The 22,377-nt window shown below is 68.9% G+C and carries 22 protein-coding genes and 1 pseudogene; 8 read left to right on the top strand and 15 right to left on the bottom strand.

Annotated features, from left to right (window positions below; all coding sequences use genetic code 11):
• Window positions 1–309 precede the first annotated feature (309 nt).
• On the top strand, window positions 310–3,699 hold the full coding sequence (locus ACIPEQ_RS01830) for an RHS repeat-associated core domain-containing protein (protein ID WP_402713699.1): 3,390 nt from the start codon (window positions 310–312) through the stop codon (window positions 3,697–3,699).
• Window positions 3,700–4,665: 966 nt separating this feature from the next.
• On the opposite strand, the pseudogene ACIPEQ_RS01825 reads toward ACIPEQ_RS01830, so the two are convergent.
• The 3 genes and pseudogenes from ACIPEQ_RS01825 to ACIPEQ_RS01815 form a co-directional block, all read right to left on the bottom strand.
• Window positions 4,666–4,926, bottom strand: a pseudogene (locus ACIPEQ_RS01825) (DUF2255 family protein); the annotation flags it as partial.
• A gap of 165 nt (window positions 4,927–5,091) precedes the next feature.
• Window positions 5,092–6,324 (bottom strand): multidrug effflux MFS transporter, encoded by a 1,233-nt coding sequence (locus ACIPEQ_RS01820; RefSeq protein WP_402713697.1) that lies wholly within the window; start codon window positions 6,322–6,324, stop codon window positions 5,092–5,094.
• A 128-nt stretch (window positions 6,325–6,452) separates the two neighbouring features.
• Window positions 6,453–7,475: a zinc-dependent alcohol dehydrogenase family protein gene (locus ACIPEQ_RS01815; protein ID WP_402713695.1), complete on the bottom strand. Its 1,023-nt coding sequence runs from the start codon at window positions 7,473–7,475 to the stop codon at window positions 6,453–6,455.
• A gap of 139 nt (window positions 7,476–7,614) precedes the next feature.
• Here ACIPEQ_RS01815 and ACIPEQ_RS01810 point away from each other — a divergent pair, with 139 nt between their 5' ends.
• Genes ACIPEQ_RS01810 through ACIPEQ_RS01800 form a run of 3 tightly spaced genes read left to right on the top strand, consistent with a single transcriptional unit; the run spans window position 7,615 to window position 9,276 of the window.
• Window positions 7,615–8,520: a helix-turn-helix transcriptional regulator gene (locus ACIPEQ_RS01810; RefSeq protein WP_402714205.1), complete on the top strand. Its 906-nt coding sequence runs from the start codon at window positions 7,615–7,617 to the stop codon at window positions 8,518–8,520.
• Complete coding sequence (locus tag ACIPEQ_RS01805) at window positions 8,504–8,854, top strand: carboxymuconolactone decarboxylase family protein (RefSeq protein WP_402713693.1); 351 nt, start codon at window positions 8,504–8,506, stop codon at window positions 8,852–8,854. Before ACIPEQ_RS01810 ends, ACIPEQ_RS01805 begins: the two co-directional genes overlap by 17 nt.
• A complete protein-coding gene (locus ACIPEQ_RS01800; RefSeq protein ID WP_402713691.1) occupies window positions 8,851–9,276 on the top strand; it encodes a cupin domain-containing protein in 426 nt (141 codons plus the stop codon). Before ACIPEQ_RS01805 ends, ACIPEQ_RS01800 begins: the two co-directional genes overlap by 4 nt.
• A 366-nt stretch (window positions 9,277–9,642) precedes the next feature.
• On the opposite strand, the gene ACIPEQ_RS01795 is transcribed toward ACIPEQ_RS01800, so the two are convergent.
• From ACIPEQ_RS01795 to ACIPEQ_RS01785, 3 genes are all read right to left on the bottom strand, one after another.
• Complete coding sequence (locus ACIPEQ_RS01795) at window positions 9,643–10,431, bottom strand: fluoride efflux transporter FluC (protein WP_402713689.1); 789 nt, start codon at window positions 10,429–10,431, stop codon at window positions 9,643–9,645.
• A 114-nt stretch (window positions 10,432–10,545) separates the two neighbouring features.
• Window positions 10,546–11,772, bottom strand: a complete 1,227-nt coding sequence (gene nhaA / locus ACIPEQ_RS01790) for a Na+/H+ antiporter NhaA (protein ID WP_402713687.1) — start codon at window positions 11,770–11,772, stop codon at window positions 10,546–10,548.
• Window positions 11,773–11,847: 75 nt separating this feature from the next.
• On the bottom strand, window positions 11,848–12,003 hold the full coding sequence (locus tag ACIPEQ_RS01785; RefSeq protein WP_402713685.1) for a hypothetical protein: 156 nt from the start codon (window positions 12,001–12,003) through the stop codon (window positions 11,848–11,850).
• A gap of 117 nt (window positions 12,004–12,120) precedes the next feature.
• Between ACIPEQ_RS01785 and ACIPEQ_RS01780 the strand changes: the two genes are divergently transcribed.
• Window positions 12,121–12,264, top strand: coding sequence for a hypothetical protein (locus tag ACIPEQ_RS01780; RefSeq protein ID WP_402713684.1), 144 nt, complete (start codon window positions 12,121–12,123; stop codon window positions 12,262–12,264).
• A gap of 70 nt (window positions 12,265–12,334) precedes the next feature.
• Here the strand turns inward: ACIPEQ_RS01780 and ACIPEQ_RS01775 are convergent, their stop codons facing one another.
• On the bottom strand, window positions 12,335–13,318 hold the full coding sequence (locus ACIPEQ_RS01775) for a CU044_5270 family protein (protein ID WP_402713682.1): 984 nt from the start codon (window positions 13,316–13,318) through the stop codon (window positions 12,335–12,337).
• A complete protein-coding gene (locus ACIPEQ_RS01770; protein WP_402713680.1) occupies window positions 13,315–13,953 on the bottom strand; it encodes an RNA polymerase sigma factor in 639 nt (212 codons plus the stop codon). Before ACIPEQ_RS01770 ends, ACIPEQ_RS01775 begins: the two co-directional genes overlap by 4 nt.
• A gap of 103 nt (window positions 13,954–14,056) precedes the next feature.
• Here ACIPEQ_RS01770 and ACIPEQ_RS01765 point away from each other — a divergent pair, with 103 nt between their 5' ends.
• Together ACIPEQ_RS01765 and ACIPEQ_RS01760 are read left to right on the top strand one after the other, a co-directional pair.
• Entirely contained in the window at window positions 14,057–15,088 is a 1,032-nt protein-coding gene (locus tag ACIPEQ_RS01765; protein ID WP_402713678.1) for an alcohol dehydrogenase catalytic domain-containing protein, read from the top strand.
• Between the two features lie 64 nt (window positions 15,089–15,152).
• Window positions 15,153–15,527: a cupin domain-containing protein gene (locus ACIPEQ_RS01760; protein ID WP_402713676.1), complete on the top strand. Its 375-nt coding sequence runs from the start codon at window positions 15,153–15,155 to the stop codon at window positions 15,525–15,527.
• A 215-nt stretch (window positions 15,528–15,742) separates the two neighbouring features.
• Here the strand turns inward: ACIPEQ_RS01760 and ACIPEQ_RS01755 are convergent, their stop codons facing one another.
• Window positions 15,743–16,273, bottom strand: coding sequence for a CGNR zinc finger domain-containing protein (locus ACIPEQ_RS01755; RefSeq protein ID WP_402713674.1), 531 nt, complete (start codon window positions 16,271–16,273; stop codon window positions 15,743–15,745).
• Window positions 16,274–16,403: 130 nt separating this feature from the next.
• Here ACIPEQ_RS01755 and ACIPEQ_RS01750 point away from each other — a divergent pair, with 130 nt between their 5' ends.
• Entirely contained in the window at window positions 16,404–17,534 is a 1,131-nt protein-coding gene (locus ACIPEQ_RS01750) for a hypothetical protein (RefSeq protein ID WP_402713672.1), read from the top strand.
• 20 nt (window positions 17,535–17,554) lie between these two features.
• Here ACIPEQ_RS01750 and ACIPEQ_RS01745 read toward each other — a convergent pair whose 3' ends face one another.
• From ACIPEQ_RS01745 to ACIPEQ_RS01720, 6 genes are all read right to left on the bottom strand, one after another.
• On the bottom strand, window positions 17,555–18,202 hold the full coding sequence (locus tag ACIPEQ_RS01745; RefSeq protein WP_354027205.1) for a response regulator transcription factor: 648 nt from the start codon (window positions 18,200–18,202) through the stop codon (window positions 17,555–17,557).
• Complete coding sequence (locus ACIPEQ_RS01740; protein ID WP_402713670.1) at window positions 18,199–19,482, bottom strand: sensor histidine kinase; 1,284 nt, start codon at window positions 19,480–19,482, stop codon at window positions 18,199–18,201. The genes ACIPEQ_RS01745 and ACIPEQ_RS01740 overlap by 4 nt, the downstream gene beginning before the upstream one ends.
• An 856-nt stretch (window positions 19,483–20,338) precedes the next feature.
• Complete coding sequence (locus ACIPEQ_RS01735; protein WP_153257417.1) at window positions 20,339–20,503, bottom strand: hypothetical protein; 165 nt, start codon at window positions 20,501–20,503, stop codon at window positions 20,339–20,341.
• A gap of 124 nt (window positions 20,504–20,627) precedes the next feature.
• Complete coding sequence (locus ACIPEQ_RS01730) at window positions 20,628–20,939, bottom strand: DUF4190 domain-containing protein (RefSeq protein ID WP_126890071.1); 312 nt, start codon at window positions 20,937–20,939, stop codon at window positions 20,628–20,630.
• Window positions 20,940–21,063: 124 nt separating this feature from the next.
• Window positions 21,064–21,519, bottom strand: coding sequence for an NUDIX hydrolase (locus tag ACIPEQ_RS01725; RefSeq protein ID WP_402713669.1), 456 nt, complete (start codon window positions 21,517–21,519; stop codon window positions 21,064–21,066).
• A 34-nt stretch (window positions 21,520–21,553) separates the two neighbouring features.
• Window positions 21,554–22,315, bottom strand: coding sequence for an SDR family oxidoreductase (locus ACIPEQ_RS01720; RefSeq protein WP_126890069.1), 762 nt, complete (start codon window positions 22,313–22,315; stop codon window positions 21,554–21,556).
• Window positions 22,316–22,377: the final 62 nt, after the last annotated feature.

The following is a 22,377-nucleotide window of genomic DNA, read 5'->3' as shown; positions in this document are numbered from 1 at the left end:
TCGCACAGGGCACCGTCACCGGAACCTGTTTCGGACCACCAATGTGAGACTGCTTGGGCCCGCGCGTTCTTGGGTCTCGCTCTCGAGCTCATGACGTCTCGGTGAGCGATCCGCCTCAGGTCCCGCCGACGTTTTCTGGCTTACTGTCAAGCTTCGAAGAGTGCGCCTGTCCAGTGTTTTCGTGTGTTTTGTTCGTCAAGACCCCCGTTGTAGGGATGTCTAGCGCATTCCGCGGTCCGCCACTGTGTGCGTGATTTCGGGGTGGATTCATCGGCTTCTGTCAGGAGCGTGCCATCGCGGGTTCTGGGGATGAGCGTCGTGCGGATTCGTCAATGCGTTGTGGCCGTGTGTGTCGTGGCCGGACTGGTCGGGGTGGGCCTCACCGTGCCCCAGGCTGCTGTTGCGTCCGAGGTGAGCACCGCCTGGTCACCTCCGGCAGCAACTGCGGCACCGAAGGTGTCGCCACGGACGGACTTCGATCACCCCTGGCGACCCAGTGTCGGCGGGCGGTTCGGCTCCCGCGAATCCACTGCGTCCAAGTCCCGGGTTGCGGCAGCAACGGTGTCACCGCAGACCGCGCCGGCAGGAACGAGCGTCGGGGCGCCGGGGGTGGGGGAGCTGCCGTGGTTCTCGTTTGAGAAGTTCCCATTGACGAAGACCTCGATCGCGCAGGTGAACGTCGCGAACGGCAATCTGCTGGTGAAGGACACGGACCTGTCGTTGGCGAGCCCGGGCTACGGGTTCCGGCAGGCACGTTTCTACAACGGCCTGTCCACGAACACCGGCACCCTCGGTGGCGGGTGGGGCTACAACTCCTCCACGAACGAGATCGGCTTGGATCTCGAGGGTAGCTACGCCGATTTCTCCGGCCCGAACGGCACCGTGGTGCGCTTCACCTACGCCAACAGCAAGTGGTCCGCGCCGGCTGGATCGAACATGACCCTGACCCGCGCCGGGTCGGGTGACTTCGCGTGGAACGTGACGTCGAACCGCACCGGGGAGCGGTACAGCTTCGACGGTGTCGGTCGTCTGGAGGGCACCTTCGATCGGAACGGTGTCGGTGAGTACTACGCCCTGAGCGCCGGGCAGGTCCTGACGGTGTCTGCGTGGGGTCCGAACACGACGCACTCCTCGTTCGGTTATGACTTCTCGCAGAACGATGGCACCTTGACCGACCTGGTGGACAGTGCCGGTCGGAAGGTGCGGTACGGGTACGACAGCAGCCAGCGCCTGAACACCGTCACCGCGCCTGACGGGTCGGCCACCACCTACACCTATGACTCCGCGGGCCGTCTTGCGACGATTACCTCGCCGTCGGCAGCAACCAGCACGGCGACGTCGACGGTCACGTTCGGGTACGACGCGCAGAACCGTGTCACCGCGGTGACGCAGCAGCAGGGCTCGTTGACCAACGGTGCCGCGGCGAACGCGGTGACAACGTTCTCGTACGCGAATGGTGTCACGACGCAGACTGACCCGAACGGCAACACCTCCTCGTACACGATCGACAGCACGGGTCGGGTCACGAAGACCACCGATGGTCGTGGGAAGTCACGGTCGCAGATCTGGACGACGAACAGTGACGTGCAGTCCTCCACTGATGCGCTGACGGTCGGGAACGTCACCACCTACCAGTTCGACAGCAACAACAACACCACGAAGGCCAGTCTGCCTACGGGCGCTGCTGCGACCGCTTCCTACAGTGTGGGTGGGTCGTGCGGTGTCGCGAACTCTGGCACTGCGTACGAGCCGAAGTGCAGCACCGACGGGTCGGGCAACAAGGCGACGTACCAGTACGACACTGCGGGGAATCTGCTGCAGCAGAACGACACCACCAGCTCCACGGCGAAGATCACCGCGAAGTACACCTACGAGACTCGTAACTACGCCACCAGCACCTCCGGAACCCCGGTCTGCGGTGGCATCGCGGGGCAGGTCTGCTCGTCGACGGACGGCAACGGCAACGTCACCAAGAACACGTATGACGGCAACGGGAATCTCCTGAAGGTCACTCCGCCGAGCCCGCTCGGCGCGACGACGTACACGTACGACTCTCTCGGCCGTGTCACCAGCGTCACGGATGGGAAGGGGCAGAAGACCCAGTACGTGTACGACGTCATGGACCGTCTCGTGAAAGCGACGTACGCCAACGGCTCCGCAGTTACGACGTCGTACTACCCGAATGGACTCGTGAAGAACGTCGACGACTCCGCCGGTGGATCCCAGGCTTTCCAGTACGACACCGGTGGCAACACCACGTCCCAGACCGGGCCCACGGTCGAGAACGAGAAGATGACCTACGACGCCGCCGGTAACCTGTCGAGCTACACCGACGCCAGCGGAACAACGGGCTACGGGTACGACGCTGCGAACAACGTTGCGACGATCACCGACCCCACCGGCTCCTGCCCAAGCGGAGCGACCACCTCAGCCGCCGGCTCCGGCTGCGTTCGAGTGCAGTACGACAACAACGAGCAGGAGACACTCCGCACGCTGCCAGGCAACGCGATCGTGCAGACCACTCGCGACAACGCCGGACGGACCACGCGCGTCACAGCGAAAGACTCCGCGGGAGTGACCCGGGTCGACGTGGGCTACAGCTTCGCACGGAGCGGGTCCGACACCGATGGGTTGCAGAGCCGCACCTCGTACCTGGAGCAGGGTGTCACTGCTGGTGCGGTGACCTCGTACAAGTACGACTCACGCTCTGAGCTACTCTCCGCGACCGAGGTAGCAGGCGGAGCAACGAGTGCAGCATGGACCTACGCCTATGACGGCGCCGGGAATCGCACCTCGCAGATCCTGGCCGGTGCGACCGGTGAAGGAACGGGAACCACCAGCTACACCTACAACGCCGCGAACCAGATCACGAAGACCAGCGCCGACACGACAACATGGACCTACGACGCTGACGGTGAACAAACCCGCAACGGCATCACCGGCTTTGGGATCGGCTACGACAGCCGCCTTGCCGCTGCGAACACCGGCGCGACCGTGAACACCTACTTCGGTGACGGTAACAACACCCGCACCCGATCCGGCACCGTCGCGTTTGGAAACTCCGGTCTGGGCGTCACAGCCTTCGGCGCAGCCGGTGCGCAGAACTTCCTGACACGCACACCCACCGGTGGCCTCATCGATCTCCGCAACACCACGACCAGCTACTACGTCCTCGACGCCAGCAGCTCCGTCTTGGGTCTGTTCGACCAGACCGGAGTGTGGCAAGGCGGCTACAGCTACACCCCCTACGGACAGACCCGCTCCGCCTCGACGGCTCCAGCCGTGCAGGCGAATCCCTTCCGCTACATCAGCGGGTACCGCGACAGCAGCGGGCTGTACAAGCTCGGAGCCCGCTACTACGACCCTGCCCTCGGCCGATTCACCCAGATGGACCCCAGCGGCCAGGAAGTCAACGCGTACGCCTACGCGAAGAGCGACCCGATCAACAGCGCGGACCCGAACGGCTACATGCCGTTCAGCCTCTTCGTCAAGATTCTTGTCGCACTCTTCACTGGGAAGGACGTCTACACCGTCCTTGGAACGGACTCGCAGACTGAAGGGCTCAGCGCAGCCTTCTCGCTGGCATGCGGGCTTGTTGCTGGTGCGATCGCCGCTCCGACGGTCGCTGGCGCGCTGGTCGCGCTCGGCGGGTGTTATGTGGCAACAAAGTTGTTCGAGCACGCTCTCGAGGAAGGCTGATCGTGGAGAACCGAGCCGATGACCAGGAATCTCGTGAGGGTCAGCAACCAAGTCGGTACAAGTGGCGGTACGGCCCAGTACGCCTCGTCCTGCCGTGGGCGGCAGTTGTCGTCGGGCTACTGCTCGCGATCATGCACCGAACGCCAGTGCTCACGTGGTGCGGTCTCGGACTGGTCGCACTCGGGGTGATCTTCTTCTTCATCTACCGTTTCATGGCTAGACGGGGTCTTTGATCACACCGACATGGTCACCTCACCGGAACATTCGGACAGGCCGACCCTGAGCTCGTGATGGCTCGTACCTGCGGTGCCGCGCCATCGTGAGTGTGCAGGCCCTGCCGACGGTGGCCTGTCACAAGGTGACAGGTCACCGTCTGCGGCGGAGTAGCTGCACAACTCCTACGATCACGAAGACGATTCCGGCTGGAAGCATGAACATCGCGTATCCGCTGCCCTGCACAGCGCTCAGTGCATGAAGCGATGGGGCGATCAGCCCCCAGCAGCCCAAGGCAGTTAGAGCGCAACCAGCGATGATGAAGCCGGCTGGCGGCACCTGCTTCGAGCCTTGGCGGCGCTGATCCATGGTTTACCTCCGACTGGCGTCTGTTGACGCCAGTCTGCTCCGCCCCTGTACGCGAGGCACGGTGTTCGCGCGTCAAGGAGGTCTGCGCGTCAAGGTGCCCACCTACCTCAGCGTGCCCGTCAGCCGATCGTCCACCGGACGGTTTCGACCTACACCTGGAAACCGCTGTCTTTGCGTTGCTCGCGTCTTTGTGGTGCTGATGGGCGGAACAGGAGGCCGATGGCGTATGGGGTCGCCGCGATCTCTCGGGCACCGACCTGGATGATGTGGTCCTCCCGCGCACGGTCTCGGGTCAGTTCGGCTGTTGCGGTTTCCACCTGCCACCAGGTGCGGACCCGCTCAACGATTGCCCGCAACCCCCTGCTGGTGCTGTCCGAACCTCCGTCAACGGCACGTGAACCGAGTTCGCGGCGCCCTGGCTTGTGGGTCACCACGCGTATGCCGGGGGGCCTCACCGGGTCCCGGCGAGCCGGCGTACTTCGCCTGGTACGCGGCGTCGACAGCGTCGGTGTCAAGGTCGGTGCCGTCGTGGAACTGCACCTCGAACTGCTGCCCGTTGGCGGTGATGATGCCGGCGTGCTGCCGCATTGCCGCCCGGTACCACCGTGAGGCGGTGCCGTTCCAGGCGCGGACCGCGAGGTGACCGTCGACGGCGACGGATCATATCCACGTCAGCGTCCCGGACGTGATCCCGTCGTCACGGAAGGGTGCGACGTGCAGGTCGTCGGCTGCTGCGATCGCAGCAAGGGTCTGAGCGTCCCAGTTCGACACGGAGTGTCCTCTCTCTGGTGCGGTGATTGACGGGTGCGGTCAGCTGCGTGCGGTGTCCCGACGGGATCGGGCGAGGACGAGGAGGCCGAACATGGATGCCAGGGCACCGAAGAGCATCAGCAGCGCCATGGGCACGGCGGTGTCGGAGCCGCCGAGTCCGGCGATGGGCGCGACCACGCCGGCGGTGGTCCACTGGATGAGGCCGAGGACGGCTGAACTGGTGCCGGGGTGCTGCGGCACCTCAGCGGAGGCGAGTGCGCCGCCGTTGGTGACGATGAGTCCCTGCGCGACCATGAGCGCGAAGAAGCAGCCCATCGCCAGCAGCAGCGGTGTGCCCAGCCAGAGCGCACCGACGAGCATCACCACTCCGGCGACCAGGGACACGATCTGACCGACCAGGATCACCTTCCGCGTCGAGACGCGGCCGGCCAGGCGTGCGGAGATCAGCGACGCGATCGTCATCCCGCCGGCGTTCGCTGCGAACACGAGTGAGTACTGCGTCGGGTTGAGGCCGTTCATGTTCTGCAGGATGAACGCGCTGGTGGCGACGTAGGCGAACAGACCGACGAAGGACGCGGATGCGACGATGACGTATCCGACGAATCGGCGCTGTCCGAGGACCTCCTTCGCGGCGTGGGCGAAGGTGCGGAGCCCTCCGGCGTGCCGCTGTTCGCGTGGGAGGGATTCGGGGACGGCGACGAGCGCTGCGATCAGCATCAGGACTCCGAGGGCGGCGAGGACCCAGAACGTGGTCCGCCAGCCGCCGAAGTGCAGCACGCCGGCGCCGAGAAGCGGGCTGATGATCGGGGCGACGCCGCCGATGCCCATGATGACGTTGAGTGCGCGGACGAGCTGGTCGCCGTGTGCGAGGTCGACGATGACGGCGCGGGCGATGACCATCGCCCATCCGCCGCCGAAGCCCTGCAGGAACCGGGCGGCCATGAGGAGCCCGACGTTGGGCACGAACGCGCACGCGACGCTTGCCAGGACGACGAGCACGGTGCCGGCCAGCAGCGGGAGCCGTCGACCGCGTTGGTCAGAGAACGGGCCTCCGATGAGCTGCCCGAGCCCCATCCCGGCGAAGAACGTCGTCAGGGTGAGCTGCACCTGCGACGCGGTCGTACCGAATTCCGCTTCGACCCGGGGGAACGCCGGCACGTACATGTCGGTCGCCAGCGGCGCCACGGCGGTGAGGAAGATGACCACAGCCACTAGGGAGCCGCTGACAGCGCCACCCGGTGTCACCGTGGGGCGGAGGGCGGTGTTCGTCACGGTGAGTCCTTCCAGTGCCGGACTTCTTCACCGTTGCGAAGGGCAGTCCGTCGGGATGCGGGATGCGGGATGCGGGTTGCGGGATGCGGAGGCGGGGACGCTTTGTGGGGGCGTCCCCGCCGTCACGTCTACGGGCGCAGGAGTGCCTTGATGGCGCGGCGCTCGTCCATCGCCTTGTAGCCCTCAGCCGTGTCCTCGAGCGAGACCTCGAGGTCGAAGACCTTGCCGGGGTTGATCTTCCGGTCCCAGATGAGCTGGATGAGCTCGGGCAGGAACCGGCGCACCGGTGCCGGGCCGCCGTGGAAGTGGACGCCGGAGAAGAACAGGGCCTCGCCGGGCAGCGGCTCGTGGGCAATACCGACGTAGCCGACGTGGCCGCCGGCGCGAGTGGCCTGGATGGCCTGCATCAGCGACTCCTTGGTGCCGACCGCTTCGATGGTGCTGTGCACGCCGAGGCCGCCGGTGAGTTCCTTGAGCTTCGCCACACCTTCGTCGCCACGCTCCTCGATGATGTCCGTCGCGCCGAACTCCCGGGCGAGGGCCTGCCGGTCGGCGTGACGGGAGAAGATGATGATGCGCTCGGCGCCGAGCTGCTTGGCCGAGAGCACGCCGAGCAGACCGACCGCGCCGTCGCCGACGACGGCGACGGTCTTGCCGGGGCCGACCTCAGCTGCGACAGCAGCGAACCAGCCGGTTCCGAGAACGTCGGATGCAGTCAGCAGGGACGGGATGATCTCGGGGTCGGGCTGGCCGGGGGTGGCGACGAGGGTGCCGTCGGCGAGCGGGACGCGCACGAGCTGCGACTGCGAACCGGTGGCGGCACCGGGCTGCTGGTGGATGCAGTGCGACTGGTAGCCGGCCTGGCAGATCTCGCACGCGTTGTCGGAGGCGACGAAGGACCCGACGACGAAGTCGCCGACCTTGATGTTCTTCACGTCGGCGCCGATCTGCTCGACGACGCCGACGTACTCGTGCCCCATCGGGATCGGGTCGTCGCTGTTCATCATCAGGCCGCGCCAGGACCACAGGTCGGATCCGCAGACACACGCCGCCGCAACCCGGAGGATCGCGTCCGTCGGCTCGACGATGGTGGGGTCGTCGCGGTCCTCGACGCGGACGTCGCCGGGACCGTAGAGAAGTGCTCCGCGCATGATGATGCGTTCCTTTCACGTAGTTGGGCTGTTGCCCGTCCACGACTCAAGCCGTTCCGTACGCAACGAGGAATGCCCTGTGCTGACGTGCACTGTCAGGGCATCCCTCCCCGAGCGACACGGGCCTACTCTGGACGCCGTGGACAACCGACTGGAGGTCCGCGAGTTCCTCAGCTCGCGGCGTGCGCGACTCACCCCGGAGCAGGCGGGGCTACCGGCCGGCGGCAATCGACGGGTCCCGGGGCTCCGCCGCGGAGAGGTCGCGAACCTCGCGGACGTCAGCGTCGAGTACTACGGCCGCCTCGAGCGTGGTCAGATCGGGGGCGCCTCATCTGCAGTACTCGATGCCATCGCCGAAGCGCTGCAACTCGACGACACCGAACACGCGCACCTGTTCGACCTCGCCCGGGCATCTGACGGCATCCCGACATCCGGACGGTCTCGCGGGCGACGTCTGACCTCCAAGACCGCGTCCCGCCCGTCGATGCACTGGCTTCTGGCATCGCTGAAGGACTCCGTCGCGGGCGTCGTCGACCAACGGATGAACCTCCTCGCCATCAACGACCTGGGCCGGGCGTTCTACGCGCCCGTGATCGGTGACGGTGGACGGACCCCGAACCTCGCACGCTTCCAGTTCCTCGACCCGGTCGCCCGCGACTTCTACCCGGACTGGGCGCTGTTCGCCGAGATGTGCGTCGCCGTCATGCGCGCCAAGGCAGGTCAGGATCCGCACGACAAGGAGATGCAGGACCTCGTCGGCGAACTCTCCACCCGCAGCGACACCTTCCGTCGGCTCTGGGCGGCCCACAACGTGCGCACCCACGGCACCGGCAGCAAACGCTTCGACCACCCGGTTGTCGGTGAACTCACGCTCGCCTACGAAGAACTCCTCGTCTCCGCCGAGCCGGGCATCGCCCTCATGACGTACACCGCCGAACCCGGATCCCCCTCCGCCGAACGACTCCGCCTGCTCGCCTCATGGGCGGCCTCGACGGCTGCTGACACCGATCAGGAAGAGACACCACACGATGCAAACCAACGATGAGCACACCGGCTGGACCGGCGGGCAGAACGCGTTCGGCGACTTCGCGCCCGGGATGGTGCACTACACCGACAAGGTCCTCTTCGACGAGGTCTGGGAACGCGACGGCCTGTCCAAGCGCGACCGCAGCCTGGTCACCATCGCGGCGCTGACGGCGCTCGGCAAGACGGACCAGCTGCGGTTCCACCTCGCCTACGCCCGGCAGAACGGCGTCACGGATGAGGAACTCAAGGAGGCCCTCCTGCAGCTGGCGTTCTACGCCGGCTGGCCGAACGGCATGAGCGCAACCACCGTCCTGAAGACCATCATCGAGCACGACACCGAGGAGCAGCGATGACCGCCGCCAACTTCCAACAGCCATTCCCCCTCGGCGGGACCAACGATGCGTTCGCGAAGTACTTCTCGGGGCAGACCTGGAACGCTCCCGTCGTCGACGGCGGCGTCCCGGTCAACAACATCACCTTCGAACCGGGATGCCGGAACAACTGGCACATCCACCACGGTGAGAACGGCGGCGGCGACCAGGTGCTGCTGTGCACCGCCGGGTCCGGCTGGTACCAGGCCGAGGGCTCCGATCCGATCAGTCTGGTCCCCGGAACCGCGGTCCGCGTCCCTGCTGGCACGAAGCACTGGCACGGCGCGAAAGCAGAATCCTGGTTCTCGCACCTGGCGTTCATCACGCCCGGCGAGAACGTCAGCAACGAATGGCTCGAGCCCGTTTCCGACGAGGTGTACGGCGCCCTCACGAATGACGAGTAGGCAACAGGCGCGTCATCTCAGTAGCTGACCGGCTAGCGGGCACTGAGACATAGCGACGACGCATAGCCCGTAGGGCCGCTGGCGGTGGCGGTGGGTATCGCAGGCTGACTGCAAACCCACCACGGCCGGCGGAGCAAGCAGCCAGGCGGTCACGCCGCAGGCACTGCCATCCGAATGCCATCTCTCGGTGATCATCTACCGCACGAACCGCGTCGTCACCGGATCCATGCTGACCTCATGCAACTTCGGCTTCACCGCCGGCGTCATGACGTCGACGATGACGCACTACGACCCGGATCGGCACGTGTGGAACTCCACCGTCGCCCCCGGCCGCACTACCGGCGCCGGCCGCGACATGGCCATCGGCTATCGGACGCCGATCCACAGTCCGAGGAGTGCTGCGAGGACGCAGGCGACGAGGTTCACGAGCCCGTGTGCCGTTGCTGCGCGGTAGCGGTGCTCGAGTGCGAGGCGGACGGTTTCGACGCTGGCGGTGCTGAACGTCGTGTACCCGCCGATCAGGCCGGTACCGATGACGATCACCCAGACCGCTGGCAGGACGGTTGTGCCGAGACCGGTGACGATGCCGAGCGCGAAGGAGCCGGTGAGGTTGATGACGCTGGTCCCCCACGGGAAGTGGGAGCCGAGCCGGCCGCGGACAGCAATGTCGAGGAGGAACCGCAGCGAGGACCCTGCCCGCCGGCGATCGCGGTTGCGAGGATCAGCCAGACGCTCACTGCACACCACCGGCCGAAACGGCTGTGCGGGCAGCGATGATGCCGAGGAGGGTCGCAGCGGCTCCGACGAGAACCGTGCCGACCCCGTATGCGGCGGCATTCCAGAGCTGCCCGGGGTGAATACTTCCGCGACGCCGACGGCGAGGGTGCTGTAGGTGGTGTACCCGCCGATGATTCCGGTCCCGACGAACAGCCGCACGGTTCGGCGTATGCCTGCTTCGGGGCCGGTCCGGGTGAGGGTTTCCAGGAGCGCGCCGAGGAGGAACGCTCCGGTGATGTTGATGAGGAACACGCTGACCGGAACGCCGTGGACGGGCGGGAGCCAGGTGGTCAGCAGCAGCCGGATGGCGGTGCCGATCGCGCCACCGAGGCCGACGAGCAGTGTCTGGCGGGGAAGCGGTCGGGCGGGGGCGGGCATGGGTGTCCTACCTGCCGGCGAGTGCGGGAGACAGGGACTGTTGGTGTCGATGCTGTTGGGTCCGGCGAGCCCCACCACCGGGCACCCCGTGAGGCGGGGTACCCGGTCAGTGTGTCACGCCGAGGCGGTGGTGCGCTTGGTGCTGCGGAGGATCACGGCGCCGATGCCGGCGGCGATGAACGAGCCGACGAGGATGCCGACCTTTGCGTGATCGTCGTGGATGCTGCCGTCGCCGTAGGCGAGTTCCCCGACGAGCAGGGACACGGTGAACCCGATCCCGGCGACGAACGCGACACCGAGGATCTGCGACCACCGGAGGGTCGGGTCGAGGCGGATGCCGGGTACCCGGGTGATGAGGAACGTCGCGCCGGTGATCCCGGCGGACTTGCCGATCAGGAGTGCGACGAGGACCCCGATCGCGATCGGGTCGGTGAACGCTGACACGAGGCCGTCCCAGCCGCCGACGGTGACGCCGGCGGAGAAGAACGCGAACACCGGGACCGCGATCCCGGATGACAGTGGGGTCCACCGTTCCGCGAAGTGCACGGTCAGCGCGACGCGTGCGCCGTGGTGGTGGACGCCTGAGCGGTGCTCGGCGACTGCGGGGACGACCAGGCCGAGGAGGACACCGGCGATGGTGGCGTGGATGCCGGCGGCGTGCACGAGCGCCCACGTGATGATGCCGAGCGGGATCAGCACCCACCATGCCCGCACACCCCGCCGGACCAGGACCGTGAACACAGCCAATGGGAGGAGCGCGAGCAGCAGCGGCAGGAAGGCGATCCCGGAGGTGTAGAACACGGCGATGATCGTGATGGCGAGGAGGTCATCGACCACGGCGAGGGTCAGCAGGAACGTCCGCAGTGCCGGCGGGAGGCCCTTGCCGACGACGGCGAGGACAGCGATGGCGAACGCGATGTCGGTTGCTGCGGGGATCGCCCACCCGCGGAGCGCGTCGTCGCCGGCGTTGAGGTTGACGAGGGTGAAGATGACCGCGGGCAGGGCGACTCCGCCGATCGCGGCGACGACGGGCAGGACCGCGGCGCGTGGGTCGCGGAGCCGGCCCGCGACGAACTCCTGCTTCAGTTCCAGCCCGACGACGAAGAAGAAGATCGCGAGCAGCCCGTCGGCAGCCCAAGACCCGACCGTGAGGTGCAGGTGCATGCTCTCCGGGCCGAACGAGAACTCGCGGACGGTGTTGTACCAGCCGGCCGCGGGCGTGTTCGCGGCGATCAGCGCCAGGACGGTCGCAGCGAGCAAGAGCGCTCCGCCAGTGAGGTCGCGGGACAGGAACCGGGTGATCTGGTCGAAGGTGGACAGGGGGGACGGGTCAGCGGACATGCGGGTACCTCGGGCGAGCAGGGCGGGCGTGGGCAGCGTCAGCGGCCGACGCCCGGTGTCACCGGGCCGGCCGCGTCAGAGTGCTGGCGGCGGGCAGCCGGCAATCTCGCCGTGCGCGTTCGTGCCCCACGAGCTCATCCACCCGTTCGTCCCAGAGGCGCGCTTGGTCAGCAGCAGCCGCTCCGGGAAGTCCGCGCCTGCGCGCAGGGCGGAAGAGTCGACGATCAGCACCGGCTCAGCATACGGACCAGGCCTGCGAACCCGTCTCGATCAACCATCGGCTATCGAGACGTCGACGGCGGCTACGAACCGCAATCGACGCGGCACCCCTCGCGTGACCGATAGGTGGTGGCCTTCGGCGGGCGCCGTACTCACGTCTCGCGGGGCTCGACTTCGGTCACGGGCACGGACGCGACGGTCGCGCTCGCCCTGATCGGTCCGGACGGGCCGACGGGGGAGTTCCACGACCGCACCGGGCGCATCGAGTACTGAGCCGACCAGCGGACGGACGGGAGGCGCGTGGCGGCCCCGCCACGCGCCTGCCGTCCGTCCCGCGGCCCCCTCACGGTGCGGTGTCGACCACCGAGGTCGTCACCGACTTCGAGTCCAGCACCGTCCCCGCGGGGAAGGCGCGGGTGGCCCTGCCGGCGATGGAGCGCATCCCGATGAAGTCGCCCGTGGTCGGGTCGACGACGACCTCGGTGTACTCGTCCCCGCGTCCGGCTTCGGTGCGTCCGATGCCGACGCCCGTGCGGCCGTCGAGCGTGACGGCGTCGTGGGTGACGGTCGCCCCGGGGATCCTCGCGAGCACCTGGTACATGGCGCTGCGGAGGTCCGCCGGCACCATCCCCGTTGCGAGCCGGTCGGTGACGAGCACCGTCATCGCCTCCTCGTGACTGTTCGAGCCGGAGGCGTGCGCAGCGACCCAGTCGTAGAGCGCGTCGGGGTCCCGCGGCATGGCGGCGAGGTCGGCCGGCGTCCAGGGGTCGCCGGAGAAGGCGCCGTCGAGCGCCCGGACCGTGCCGGTCGGGTACCCGGCGGGGTCGGCCTTCCACGCCGCCTCGACCTCGGCCGCCCGGTCCGACGGGAAGTACGCGACCGGTTCTCCCGAGGTGCGCACCAGGGTCCACTCGGCGGACGTGTCCGCCGGACGGTAGACCGTCAGCGAGTACGGCACGAGGGCCGAGATGTCAGGACCGAGGAACGCCTGGCTCTGCTCCTGCACGTCGACCTCGAGGTACTGGCCCGGGCCGACGACCGGGTCGCTCGTGTGCACCGTGGCGTCGGCGGCACGACGGAACACCTCCGCGGCGGTGGCGGCCTGCGGCGCCGAGCCGACGACGGGCACGTGCTCGGTCGTGCCCGTCAGGTCGCCCGCGACCAGGACGGTCGCGAGCGCGGTCACCGCGGCGACACTGCCGACCACGCCCAGGGTCCACCGGGACCTGGTGCGGCGGTGACCGACGGTCCGGGCGAGCACCTCGCGGCGGATCGGTGCGACGGCATCGTCGAGGGCCGGACCTTCGGGCGGCGGAAGGGTGATCATGACGTCTGCTCCATCCCCTGCGCCGCACGGCTCGAACGGAGTCGGGCGCGGGATCGTTGGATGCGCTTGCGCGCGTTGGCGGGGGAGAGGCCGAGCATCGCGGCGGCCTCGTCGTAGGACCGGTCCTGCAGCAGGCAGAGCTCGCAGAGTTCACGGTCCGGCGAGTCGAGCCCGGCGATCTCCGCACGGACCCACCGCAGCTGCTGCACGGCCTCGTCGTGCGACACCTGGCGGTACCAGGCCTCGTCGGCGCCGCTGTGCTCGTCGAGCTCGTCGACGCGGTGCGCGCGACGCTGCCGGTTCGTGTTCATCGCGACGAACCGCGCGGTCGTCAGCAGCCACGGCAGCGCCGAGCTCCCGACGATGCGCAGGTCCCTGCGTCGGCGCCATGCGACGACGAAGGTCTCCTGCACGATGTCGTCGACGTCGGACCGCTGATCGGCGAGTCCCCAGGCGTAGCGGAAGACCGACCGCGTGTGCCGGTCGAGCAGCGTCGTGTACGCGTCGGCGTCGCCGGTGGCGATCGCCGCGACCAGGGCCCCGTCGGTCGTGGTGCCGGTGGTCGTGCTGGTCGTCGTGCTGGTCGTCGTGCTGGTCGTCTCCGGGATGGTGCCCGGCCCCCTCGGTGTGTTCACTGTTGCCTCCGATCATGAGGTGTCGGGGGAGCGACTCGTGTGACAGATCGGTGCGTGTCGTCGGCGGACCACCGGCCGTCGGTGGCTCTGCCAGGATGACGGGATGCGCGCAGTACAGTACGACCGCTTCGGATCCATGCCCGTGATCGTCGAGCTCCCGGCGCCGGAGGCACCCGCGGACGGCGTCGTCGTGACCGTCCGTGCGACGGGCGTCTGCCGGAGCGACTGGCACGCGTGGAAGGGGCACGACGACTCTGTCGCGTTGCCGCACGTTCCGGGTCACGAGTTCTCCGGCATCGTCGCGGCCGTCGGGTCGGACGTCTCCGGGTTCGCGGTCGGCGACCGGGTGACCGCGCCGTTCGTCTTCGCGTGTGGCACGTGCGAGCAGTGCCGCGACGGGGCCACGCAGGTCTGCACCCGACAGCAGCAACCCGGCTTCACGCTGCCCGGGTCGTACGCCGAGTCCGTCGTCGTGCCGCACGCCGACGTGAACCTCGTGGCGCTGCCTGCCGAGGTGGGCTTCGCCGAGGCGGCGGGGCTCGGCTGCCGGTTCGGCACCGCCTACCACGCGCTGCACGCTCGCGGACGGGTCGCTGCGGGGGAGTGGGTCGCGGTCTTCGGCTGCGGCGGTGTCGGTCTGTCCACCGTCCTGGTCGCCGTGGCAGCGGGCGCACGTGTGGTCGCCGTCGACGTCTCGCCGGCAGCGCTCGAACGCGCCGCGGCCCTCGGCGCGACCACCCTCCAGATGGGTGAGGACGTGACGGCGACGGTGCGCGAGGTCACCGGCGGCGGCGCACACGTGTCCGTCGACGCATACGGCAGCCGGGCGACCTCGGTGGCGGCGGTGGACTCGCTCCGACCCCGGGGCCGGCACGTGCAGGTCGGACTGCTGCTCGACGACGAGGCCGCGCCGGCCATCCCGATGGGCCGGGTCATCGCGGACGAGCTCGAACTGCTCGGCAGTCATGGAATCGCCGTGGGGGAGTACGCCGCGATGCTCGACGACGTGGTCGCCGGGCGGCTCCGTCCCGCCGAGTCGATCGGGTCGACCATCGGCTTCGACGACCTGCCGGGAGCGCTCGAGGCGATGGATCGACCGGCAACCGGCTCCGGCATGGTCGTCGCGGTGTTCTGATCCCTCGGATCGTCAGCTGTCGGGAACAGCGGACGACGCCGCCGACATCTGGAATACTGCTGCCATGACATGGGGTGACGGAGCGAGCATCGAGCTCGTGGAGACGGGTGCGGTCCTCGGCTGCCGATCGGTGGCGCCTCCGGAGGCTGGTCAGCCCGACCAGCCTGGTGCAGTCCGGTCGTTCGTGGTCCGCATCGCACCGGAGTGCTCGACGGGCTGGCACCGACACGACGGGTGGCAGACCGGCATCGTGGCCCGGGGCAGACTGCGGCACCGGACGGCCGACACCGTGCGGTACTACGAACCTGGCCAGGTGCTCGTCGAGGAACCGTTCGTCGACCACGAGGCGACGAACGTGTCGGACGAGGAACTCGTGCTCGTGTTCGTGGCGGCACAGGTCGAGGGGTGCCCGCTGGTCACGCCGAGACCGACCCCGTGAAGTTCGCTGAGCCCGCCAGGGGAGCCCTCGGACCGTCGTGCAGACCGGCCACGTCGGCCTGAGTTGACATAATATGCATTATCGGCTCGCGGTCTTGCCTGCAGCCGGTGACCTCACGGGTGTCCGTGCCGCGCGAGTCGATGCACCGCATCACGGCTGTGCAACGCACTTCCGGCTCCGTCATCCGATCGTCGAACAGGGTGGGTGGACGCCAGCTAGGCCTGACGATGACGTCGTACGCGCATCTTCGTCGAGCACCGATCGGAGCAGTATGCGCGGTTGTGGCGCGGCGAGGTGTCGAGGAACGGGGTGATGCAGCCGTCTGCCTCGCACTCGTGGAGGTAGCGGACCTCGCCGGTGGAGTACGCAGCGATGCTCGCGCCGATGACGCGTCCGGCGACGTGACCGACGAGACCTGTCCTCGAGCTGCGGTACGTGACCGGTTCACCGAGGGCGGGGACGCGGGGGGTGACGGCGTACTCGGCCACGAGGCCGTCGAGACGAGCAGCCGCGTCCGGCGCGTGTGGGTCGAGGAGCACGGCAGCGAGCGTGTCGCGGAGTGATCGGATCCCCTGCAGAGCCGCCGGGCCGGCGTCGCTCGTGTGCTGTCGCGTGCGGCTGTCGGGGAAGATCCGCTCGACATCCGCCATCGTCAGCAGCTCCTCCGGCCACGGCCCGATCTCCCGCGTCGCCACCAGGGCGATGGCACGGCGGAGTTCCTCGCGATCGATGGGATGCATCTCCATGCGACCATCATCGCAGGTAACGGACGCATTGGGTAGAACCCGTTACATTCGGGGTATGACGCACACCTCCCCGCTCCTCGCGGTCCTCCGGTCGCCAGCCTTCTGGAGGTACTCCGCCGTCGCATCGCTGATGCGTGCACCTGTCCTCATGGCCGCGGTGGCCCTGACCACGACGAGCATCCTCGTGACGGGGACCCTGGCGACGGGTGCGGCGCTGGCGGCGTGGTACGTGGTGGGCACGGTCGCGGCGATGCCGGTCATGGCGCAGCTGGTCGGGTCGCTGCCGCTGCGCCAGGTGCTCCGGTGGCAGATGCTCGCCCACGCGGTCCTCTGGATCGGGATCACGGCGTGCTGGACGTACCAGGGTCCTTCCTGGGTGGCCCCGCTGCTCGCAGCGGCCGCCGGTGCGGTGATCGCGGGTAATGCAGGTGCCGTGCGCGTGTTGATGTCCGGGACCGTGCCCGCGGACGCTGCACGGGCCGCGTCCACGGTGGACGTGACCTTCCTCGACCTCCTCGTCTTCCTTGCGCCGTTGCTCGCGGCGCTCGCATCGCTCCTCCATCCGACGGCGCCGGTCGCGACGGTGGCCGTGGTGGGTCTGTCCGCGGCTGTCGCCGTCTCCCTGATGTCGAACGACAGCTTCGCGGTCACTTCCTCGGAGCGAGGCCGCAGGAGCGCGGACCGGGGACGACTCCGGTGGGATGCTCACGGTGCGTCGTGGATCGTGTTCAGCGCATCCATCGGCCTCTACTTCGGAGCCATGGAGGTTGGGGCGCCGGCCCTCGTTGCCGTCCACGGCTTCGACGTGAGCGTTGCGTGGGTGGTCTTCTTCGTGCTCTCGGTCACCAGCGTGCTCGGCGGGTGGGTGGATGCCTCCCGACCTCCGGGTGCAAGCGAGGACCGGTGGGCGCTCGTCGGCGCCGCCTCGATGTGCGTCGGGTGCATGCTCGTCTCGTCGGTCCCTTCGCTCCCGTGGGCTGTCCTCGGGCTGCTCCTCAGCGGCGTTCCCGTCGCGGCTCTGCTCGGTCTGCGCTCGCACCGCATCGACATCGGCCTCCCGTCGCGACAGCGCGCCGGTTACCTCTCCTGGGCCTTCGCCGCGCAGAACGCCGGCTTCGCCCTCGCGAGCATGCTCCTCGCCCACGTCGGTCAAGCGGCGGTGCTCGTGTGCGCTGGCGTTCTCGTCCCACTCACCCTGGTCGTCGCCCTGCGCGCGAAGAGCAGCACGGAGAGCGCACCGTGCCGGGGATCGGGTGAGTAGCTCGACGCCCGGCGGCGGATCTAGGCGGAGAGGAAGCGCAGGACGGCCAGCACCCGCCGGTGGTCCGCGGTCGTCGCCTCGAGCCCGAGCTTCGCGAAGACGGCCGTCACGTGCTTCTCGACCGTCCCGCCCGACAGGAACAACGTCTCGGCGATCGCCGCGTTCGACCGTCCCTCAGCCATGAGTCGCAGGACGTCGGTCTCGCGCGCGGTGAGCCGGTCGAGCCGGTCCCGGAGCGGTCGCGGTGCCTGCACCAGCGCGGCGGCGACCTCGGGATCGAGCACGACCTTGCCGGCCGCGACCTGCTGCAACGACTCGATGAAGGTGGCGACCTCGGCGACCCGGTCCTTCAGGAGGTAGCCGACGCCGACGGTCGCGACGTCGAGCAGGGTCCGCGCCCACCGGACCTCGGCGTACTGCGAGAACAGCAGCACGCCGACCTCCGGCCGCGCTGCCTTGAGAGCGACTGCGGCCCGGACACCTTCGTCGGTGTGGGTCGGCGGCATCCGGATGTCCATCACGACGACGTCGACGAGCTCGGACGTGAGCGCGGGGAGGACGGCCGCACCGTCACCGACCGCCGCGACGATCTCGTGACCGCGTCCCTGCAACAACGACGCCAGTCCCTCGCGGACGATCGTGTTGTCGTCGGCGATCACGATCCTCATGCGGACCTGCCGGAGGGCACCGCGAGCCGGACCGTGGTGGGGCCGCCGGCCGGACTCTCGACCTCGAGCGTGCCGTCGACCGCTCGGAGGCGTTCGAGCAGTCCGACGAGACCGGTCCCCTGCCCGTCCGGCCGCGGCAACGAGACGTGAGCGCCTCCCACTCCGTCGTCGACGACGGTGACGACGAGCTCGGGTCCCTCCGATGCCACGTCGACCGTGGCCGCGGTGGCGCCAGCGTGCTTCGACACGTTCGTGAGCAGCTCGAGCACTCCGAAGTAGACGATGCCCTCCACGACCGGCGACGGTCGGACGGGCAGTTCCACACGCAACGTCACGGGGAACGGGGTGCGGGAGCACGCCGACGCAAGCCCTGCCTCGAGCCCCTCGTCGAGGACCGGCGGATGGATCCCCCGGGCCAGCGCACGCAACTCGACGAGCGCTTCCTTCGTCGAGGCGTGCGCCTGGGCGACGAGCGCGTCCACTCCGGACCCGTCGGCGTCCTGACGGTTCCGGAGCCGGTCACGGGCGTCCCCGAGCGTCATCGCCAGGCCGACCAGACGTGCCTGCGTGCCGTCGTGCAGCTCTCGCTCGATGCGGCGCAACGTCGTGTCCGCGTCCATCACCGCTGCGTCACGGGACGCGGTGACCTCGGCCAGGCGCCGCTGCCGGGGGTCGGCGCCGAGCATCGAACGGATGACCGCGCGCTGCAGGGACCCGAGGCCGTGGTTGACGGCGGGCCAGACCGCGACGAGCACGACCAGGCCGACCGCGGCGAACGCGATCTGGAGCGGGACGGTGTCGACGAACACCCCGAGGAACTGCGCACCGCGGTGCTGCAGCCCGTCCGAACCCGTCTGCTCCGGGAGGAAGCGGCCCCAGACGCTGTGCGACAGCGCACCGACCGCTGAGACGAGCACCGAGACCGAGATGGCGAAGGACGCCGTCGTGACGACGAAGCCGACCACCAGGTACGCGAACGCCCTCCACGTCGAGCCGTCCGTCAGTCGCGTGGTCGCCCGTGCCAACGGGCCTCCGCGAGGCTGACGCATCGTCGGCGCGACCACCTCTTGCCCCAGCAGTGCAGCCGACATCCGCCGGGTGACCGCAGCGAACCACGCGGAACCCCCGACGAGGAACGCCGTGACGATCAGACCGAACCACGTGACCGCCGACGGAACGCCGATACCGACCGCCAGGGCGAACCACGTCACCGCCCCGATCGCGATCGGCAGGTGCGCGGCATGGAACGCGAACTGCCGCCAGGTCGATGCTGCGAACAATCCGGAGACGAACCGGAACCGGGGAACTACGGTGCGTTGCGGGACGAGAACAGTGGTTCGGGACATGAGACCTCTTCGTGGGAACCGGGAGTGTGCTGCGCTGTTCCCAGCTTCGGGGAACGCGGGCGTTCGCGGGACCAGGCAGGCCCTCCGTCTGCTGGGGGGAAACCCGAACGGGGGGCGCCGCGGCACTCGGTCAGCGCGCACGGGTCGTCAGGTCGCGGGGCAGCAGTCCGACGAGATCTCGTCGCGATCCGACCGGGCCGCATCCCGAGCAGCGCAGGAGTGCTCCCGGTCACATCGGAGCGCGCGCCGGGACGAGCTCGGCGGTCGCGCCGCTCCCACCGGACAGGACCGTCTGCAGCAGCGCACCGGCGAGCCGGACTCCCCCACGGCGGCGTCGCGGTCGTCCGATCCGCACGGTCGGATCGCCACGTACTCCGCACGACCTCGTGGTCGCGGCATCGCGGTCCGGCGATGCGACCGGGACCACGTCGTGAAGGTCACTCATGCGACTCATCGTCGCAGACACGGCGCGGGACGGCCGCACACCGGTCAGCCTCCGTCGAGGACGAGGACGAGGACGAGGTCGAGGACGGTGCCGGACCACCCGTGGCGACGACCCACATGCCCCACACCGTCGGCGCCGACGCATCGAGCCCGGAGGCGTACGACCTGCCGCCGACCAGGTGTCCCGGTCGCACGACATGCCGCTCACGAACATCGTGAGCGGCATGTCGTGCGACCGGCGTGGGGCGACCAGGACGACCGGTGGGCCGTCGGTCAGGAACGCCGGATCATGGGGGCGCAAGAACCAGCGCGCAAGCGTCGGCGCGCGGCGGTCAGCCCCTCGGAGTCAGTGCTCGGGCGTCTCGTCGCCGGTCGGCACGTCGTCGGCGTCGATCTCGAGGGCCGCGTCCTCGCGGCCGTCCTCCTCGACCTCGGGGCGGTCGGTGTCCGGCTGCTCCGGCGCGTCTGCCTGGGTGGTCTCTTCTGCGGGGTCCGGCTGGCTGTACGTCATGGCGCGGACGCTACTCGGACCGGGCTGGGACGGTCTCGACGACGGTGCAGCGGACGTCGGAGACCGGACAGACGGACGGGAGGCGCGCGGCGGACCCGCCACGCGTCTCCCGTCCGGTAAGTGACTACTGGTTGTTCATGTACGACACGGCGGCCATCGCGCCGATGATCATGAAGATGATCGCGATGACGATGCCGATGACGCTCAGGACGATGCCCGCGAGCACCATGCCGCGGCTCAGGCCGCGGCGACGCGCCACGAAGCCCAGGACGAGACCGACGATGCCGGCGATCAGACCGATGATCGAGAACAGGAAGCCGAAGACGACGGCGACGATGCCGAGCACCAGCGAGCCGACGGCGAGGCCGTTGCCGCCGTTCGTCGCGGGAGCCGCGCCGGGCGTGTTCGGTGCCGGCGGGAAACCGTTCGTGGACATTGAAGCTCCTCGTGTCAAGGCCGCTGGCACGGGTTGCGTGCGGCCGTCTGCGCACACGCTATGCGATACCTGCGAATCCCGTACGCACCCGTCCGACACCGGCGTGGCGGTCTTGTCGTGTCGGTCAGACCACCCGGTGCTGCCGCACGAGCTGCGGGAGTTCCGCCGGTTCGAAGGGCTCGTCGGTCGCGTCGAGCTCTTCGGCCGTCCACCAGCGGGACGCGAGGATGTCGACGCGCTCGTCGTCCGTCCACTCGGCGTCGGAGAGCTCGAACCCGGGCGTCCGGACGACGTAGAACTCAGCGTGGCCCCGATCGTGGTCGGCGAGGTCCCACTCGACGGTGAAGTCCCACGACCACACCGACTCCCCCGGATCGTCGACGACGATGCCGGTCTCCTCGCGGAGCTCCCGGACGGCGGCGTCACGGTGCGACTCCCCCGGGTCCACGCCGCCGCCCGGGGTGATCCACCGGTGGGACCCGTCGGACGACGGCGACCGCGTGTCCATGAGGAACACGCGGCCGTCGGGGTCGAGCAGGAGGATGCGGGACGTCAGACGCAGGCCGGGCTTCGCTGTCACGCGCCCGAGGCTACCGGTCGTCCCGTGGCGCTCGTCAGGCCGTGAAGCCGCTCGTGTCGCCGACGAGCTTGGTGTGGTCGGCCGGGATCGGCTCGACGGCGGCGAGGGCGATCTCCGCCGCGAACTCGGACACGCTGTAGAGCTTGCCGACCTCCTGGCGACGACCCTCGATCGCGCCGGGGTTCAGGCGGTTGAGCAGGGTCGCCGTGATGGTGCCCTCGATCATGTCGCCGGAGACGGTGACGAACTCGATGCCGGCGGCCTCGAGTTGCGGGATGAGCTCGCGCAGGGCGAGTTCACCGGCGCGCTTGCTCTTCGCCACGGGCACGTACTCGTCCATGGTCTCGGCGGTCTCGACGAAGTGCGCCTGGTGGCTGGTCACGAAGACGACGCGCGATCCGGCCGGCATGTGCGGCACGGCGGTCTGCAGCATGTCGACCTGCGCGTCGCGGTTCAGGCGGAGTGCGTAGTCCTCCCCCAGGTCGGCCTCCATGCCACCCGAGGCGTTCAGCACGAGCAGGTCGATGCCGCCCCACTCGGCGACGACGCGGTCGACCATCGCCTGGACCGAGTCGTGGTCGGTCAGGTCGGCACCCACGGCGATCGCGGAGCCACCGGCAGCGACGACCTTCTCGACGATCTGCTCGGCACGCCGGGCCTTGTTGCGGTAGTTCACGACGACCTTCGCGCCGGCCTCCGCCAGGTAGCCGACGGTGTCGGCGCCGATGCCGCGCGACGACCCGGTGACGAGGGCGCGCTTGTCGGCGAGGGATCCGGGGGCGAGGGGGTTGCTCACAGTCGTGTTCTCCAGGTCGCTGCTGTGGCCGGTTCGGCCGCGCACGAGCCTACCAACCGCCC

The organism is Curtobacterium sp. NPDC087080 (assembly GCF_044745105.1).
Lineage (GTDB): Bacteria > Actinomycetota > Actinomycetes > Actinomycetales > Microbacteriaceae > Curtobacterium.
The sequence above is the reverse complement of the archived record's forward strand: the minus strand, read 5'-3'. Positions and strand labels throughout refer to the sequence as shown.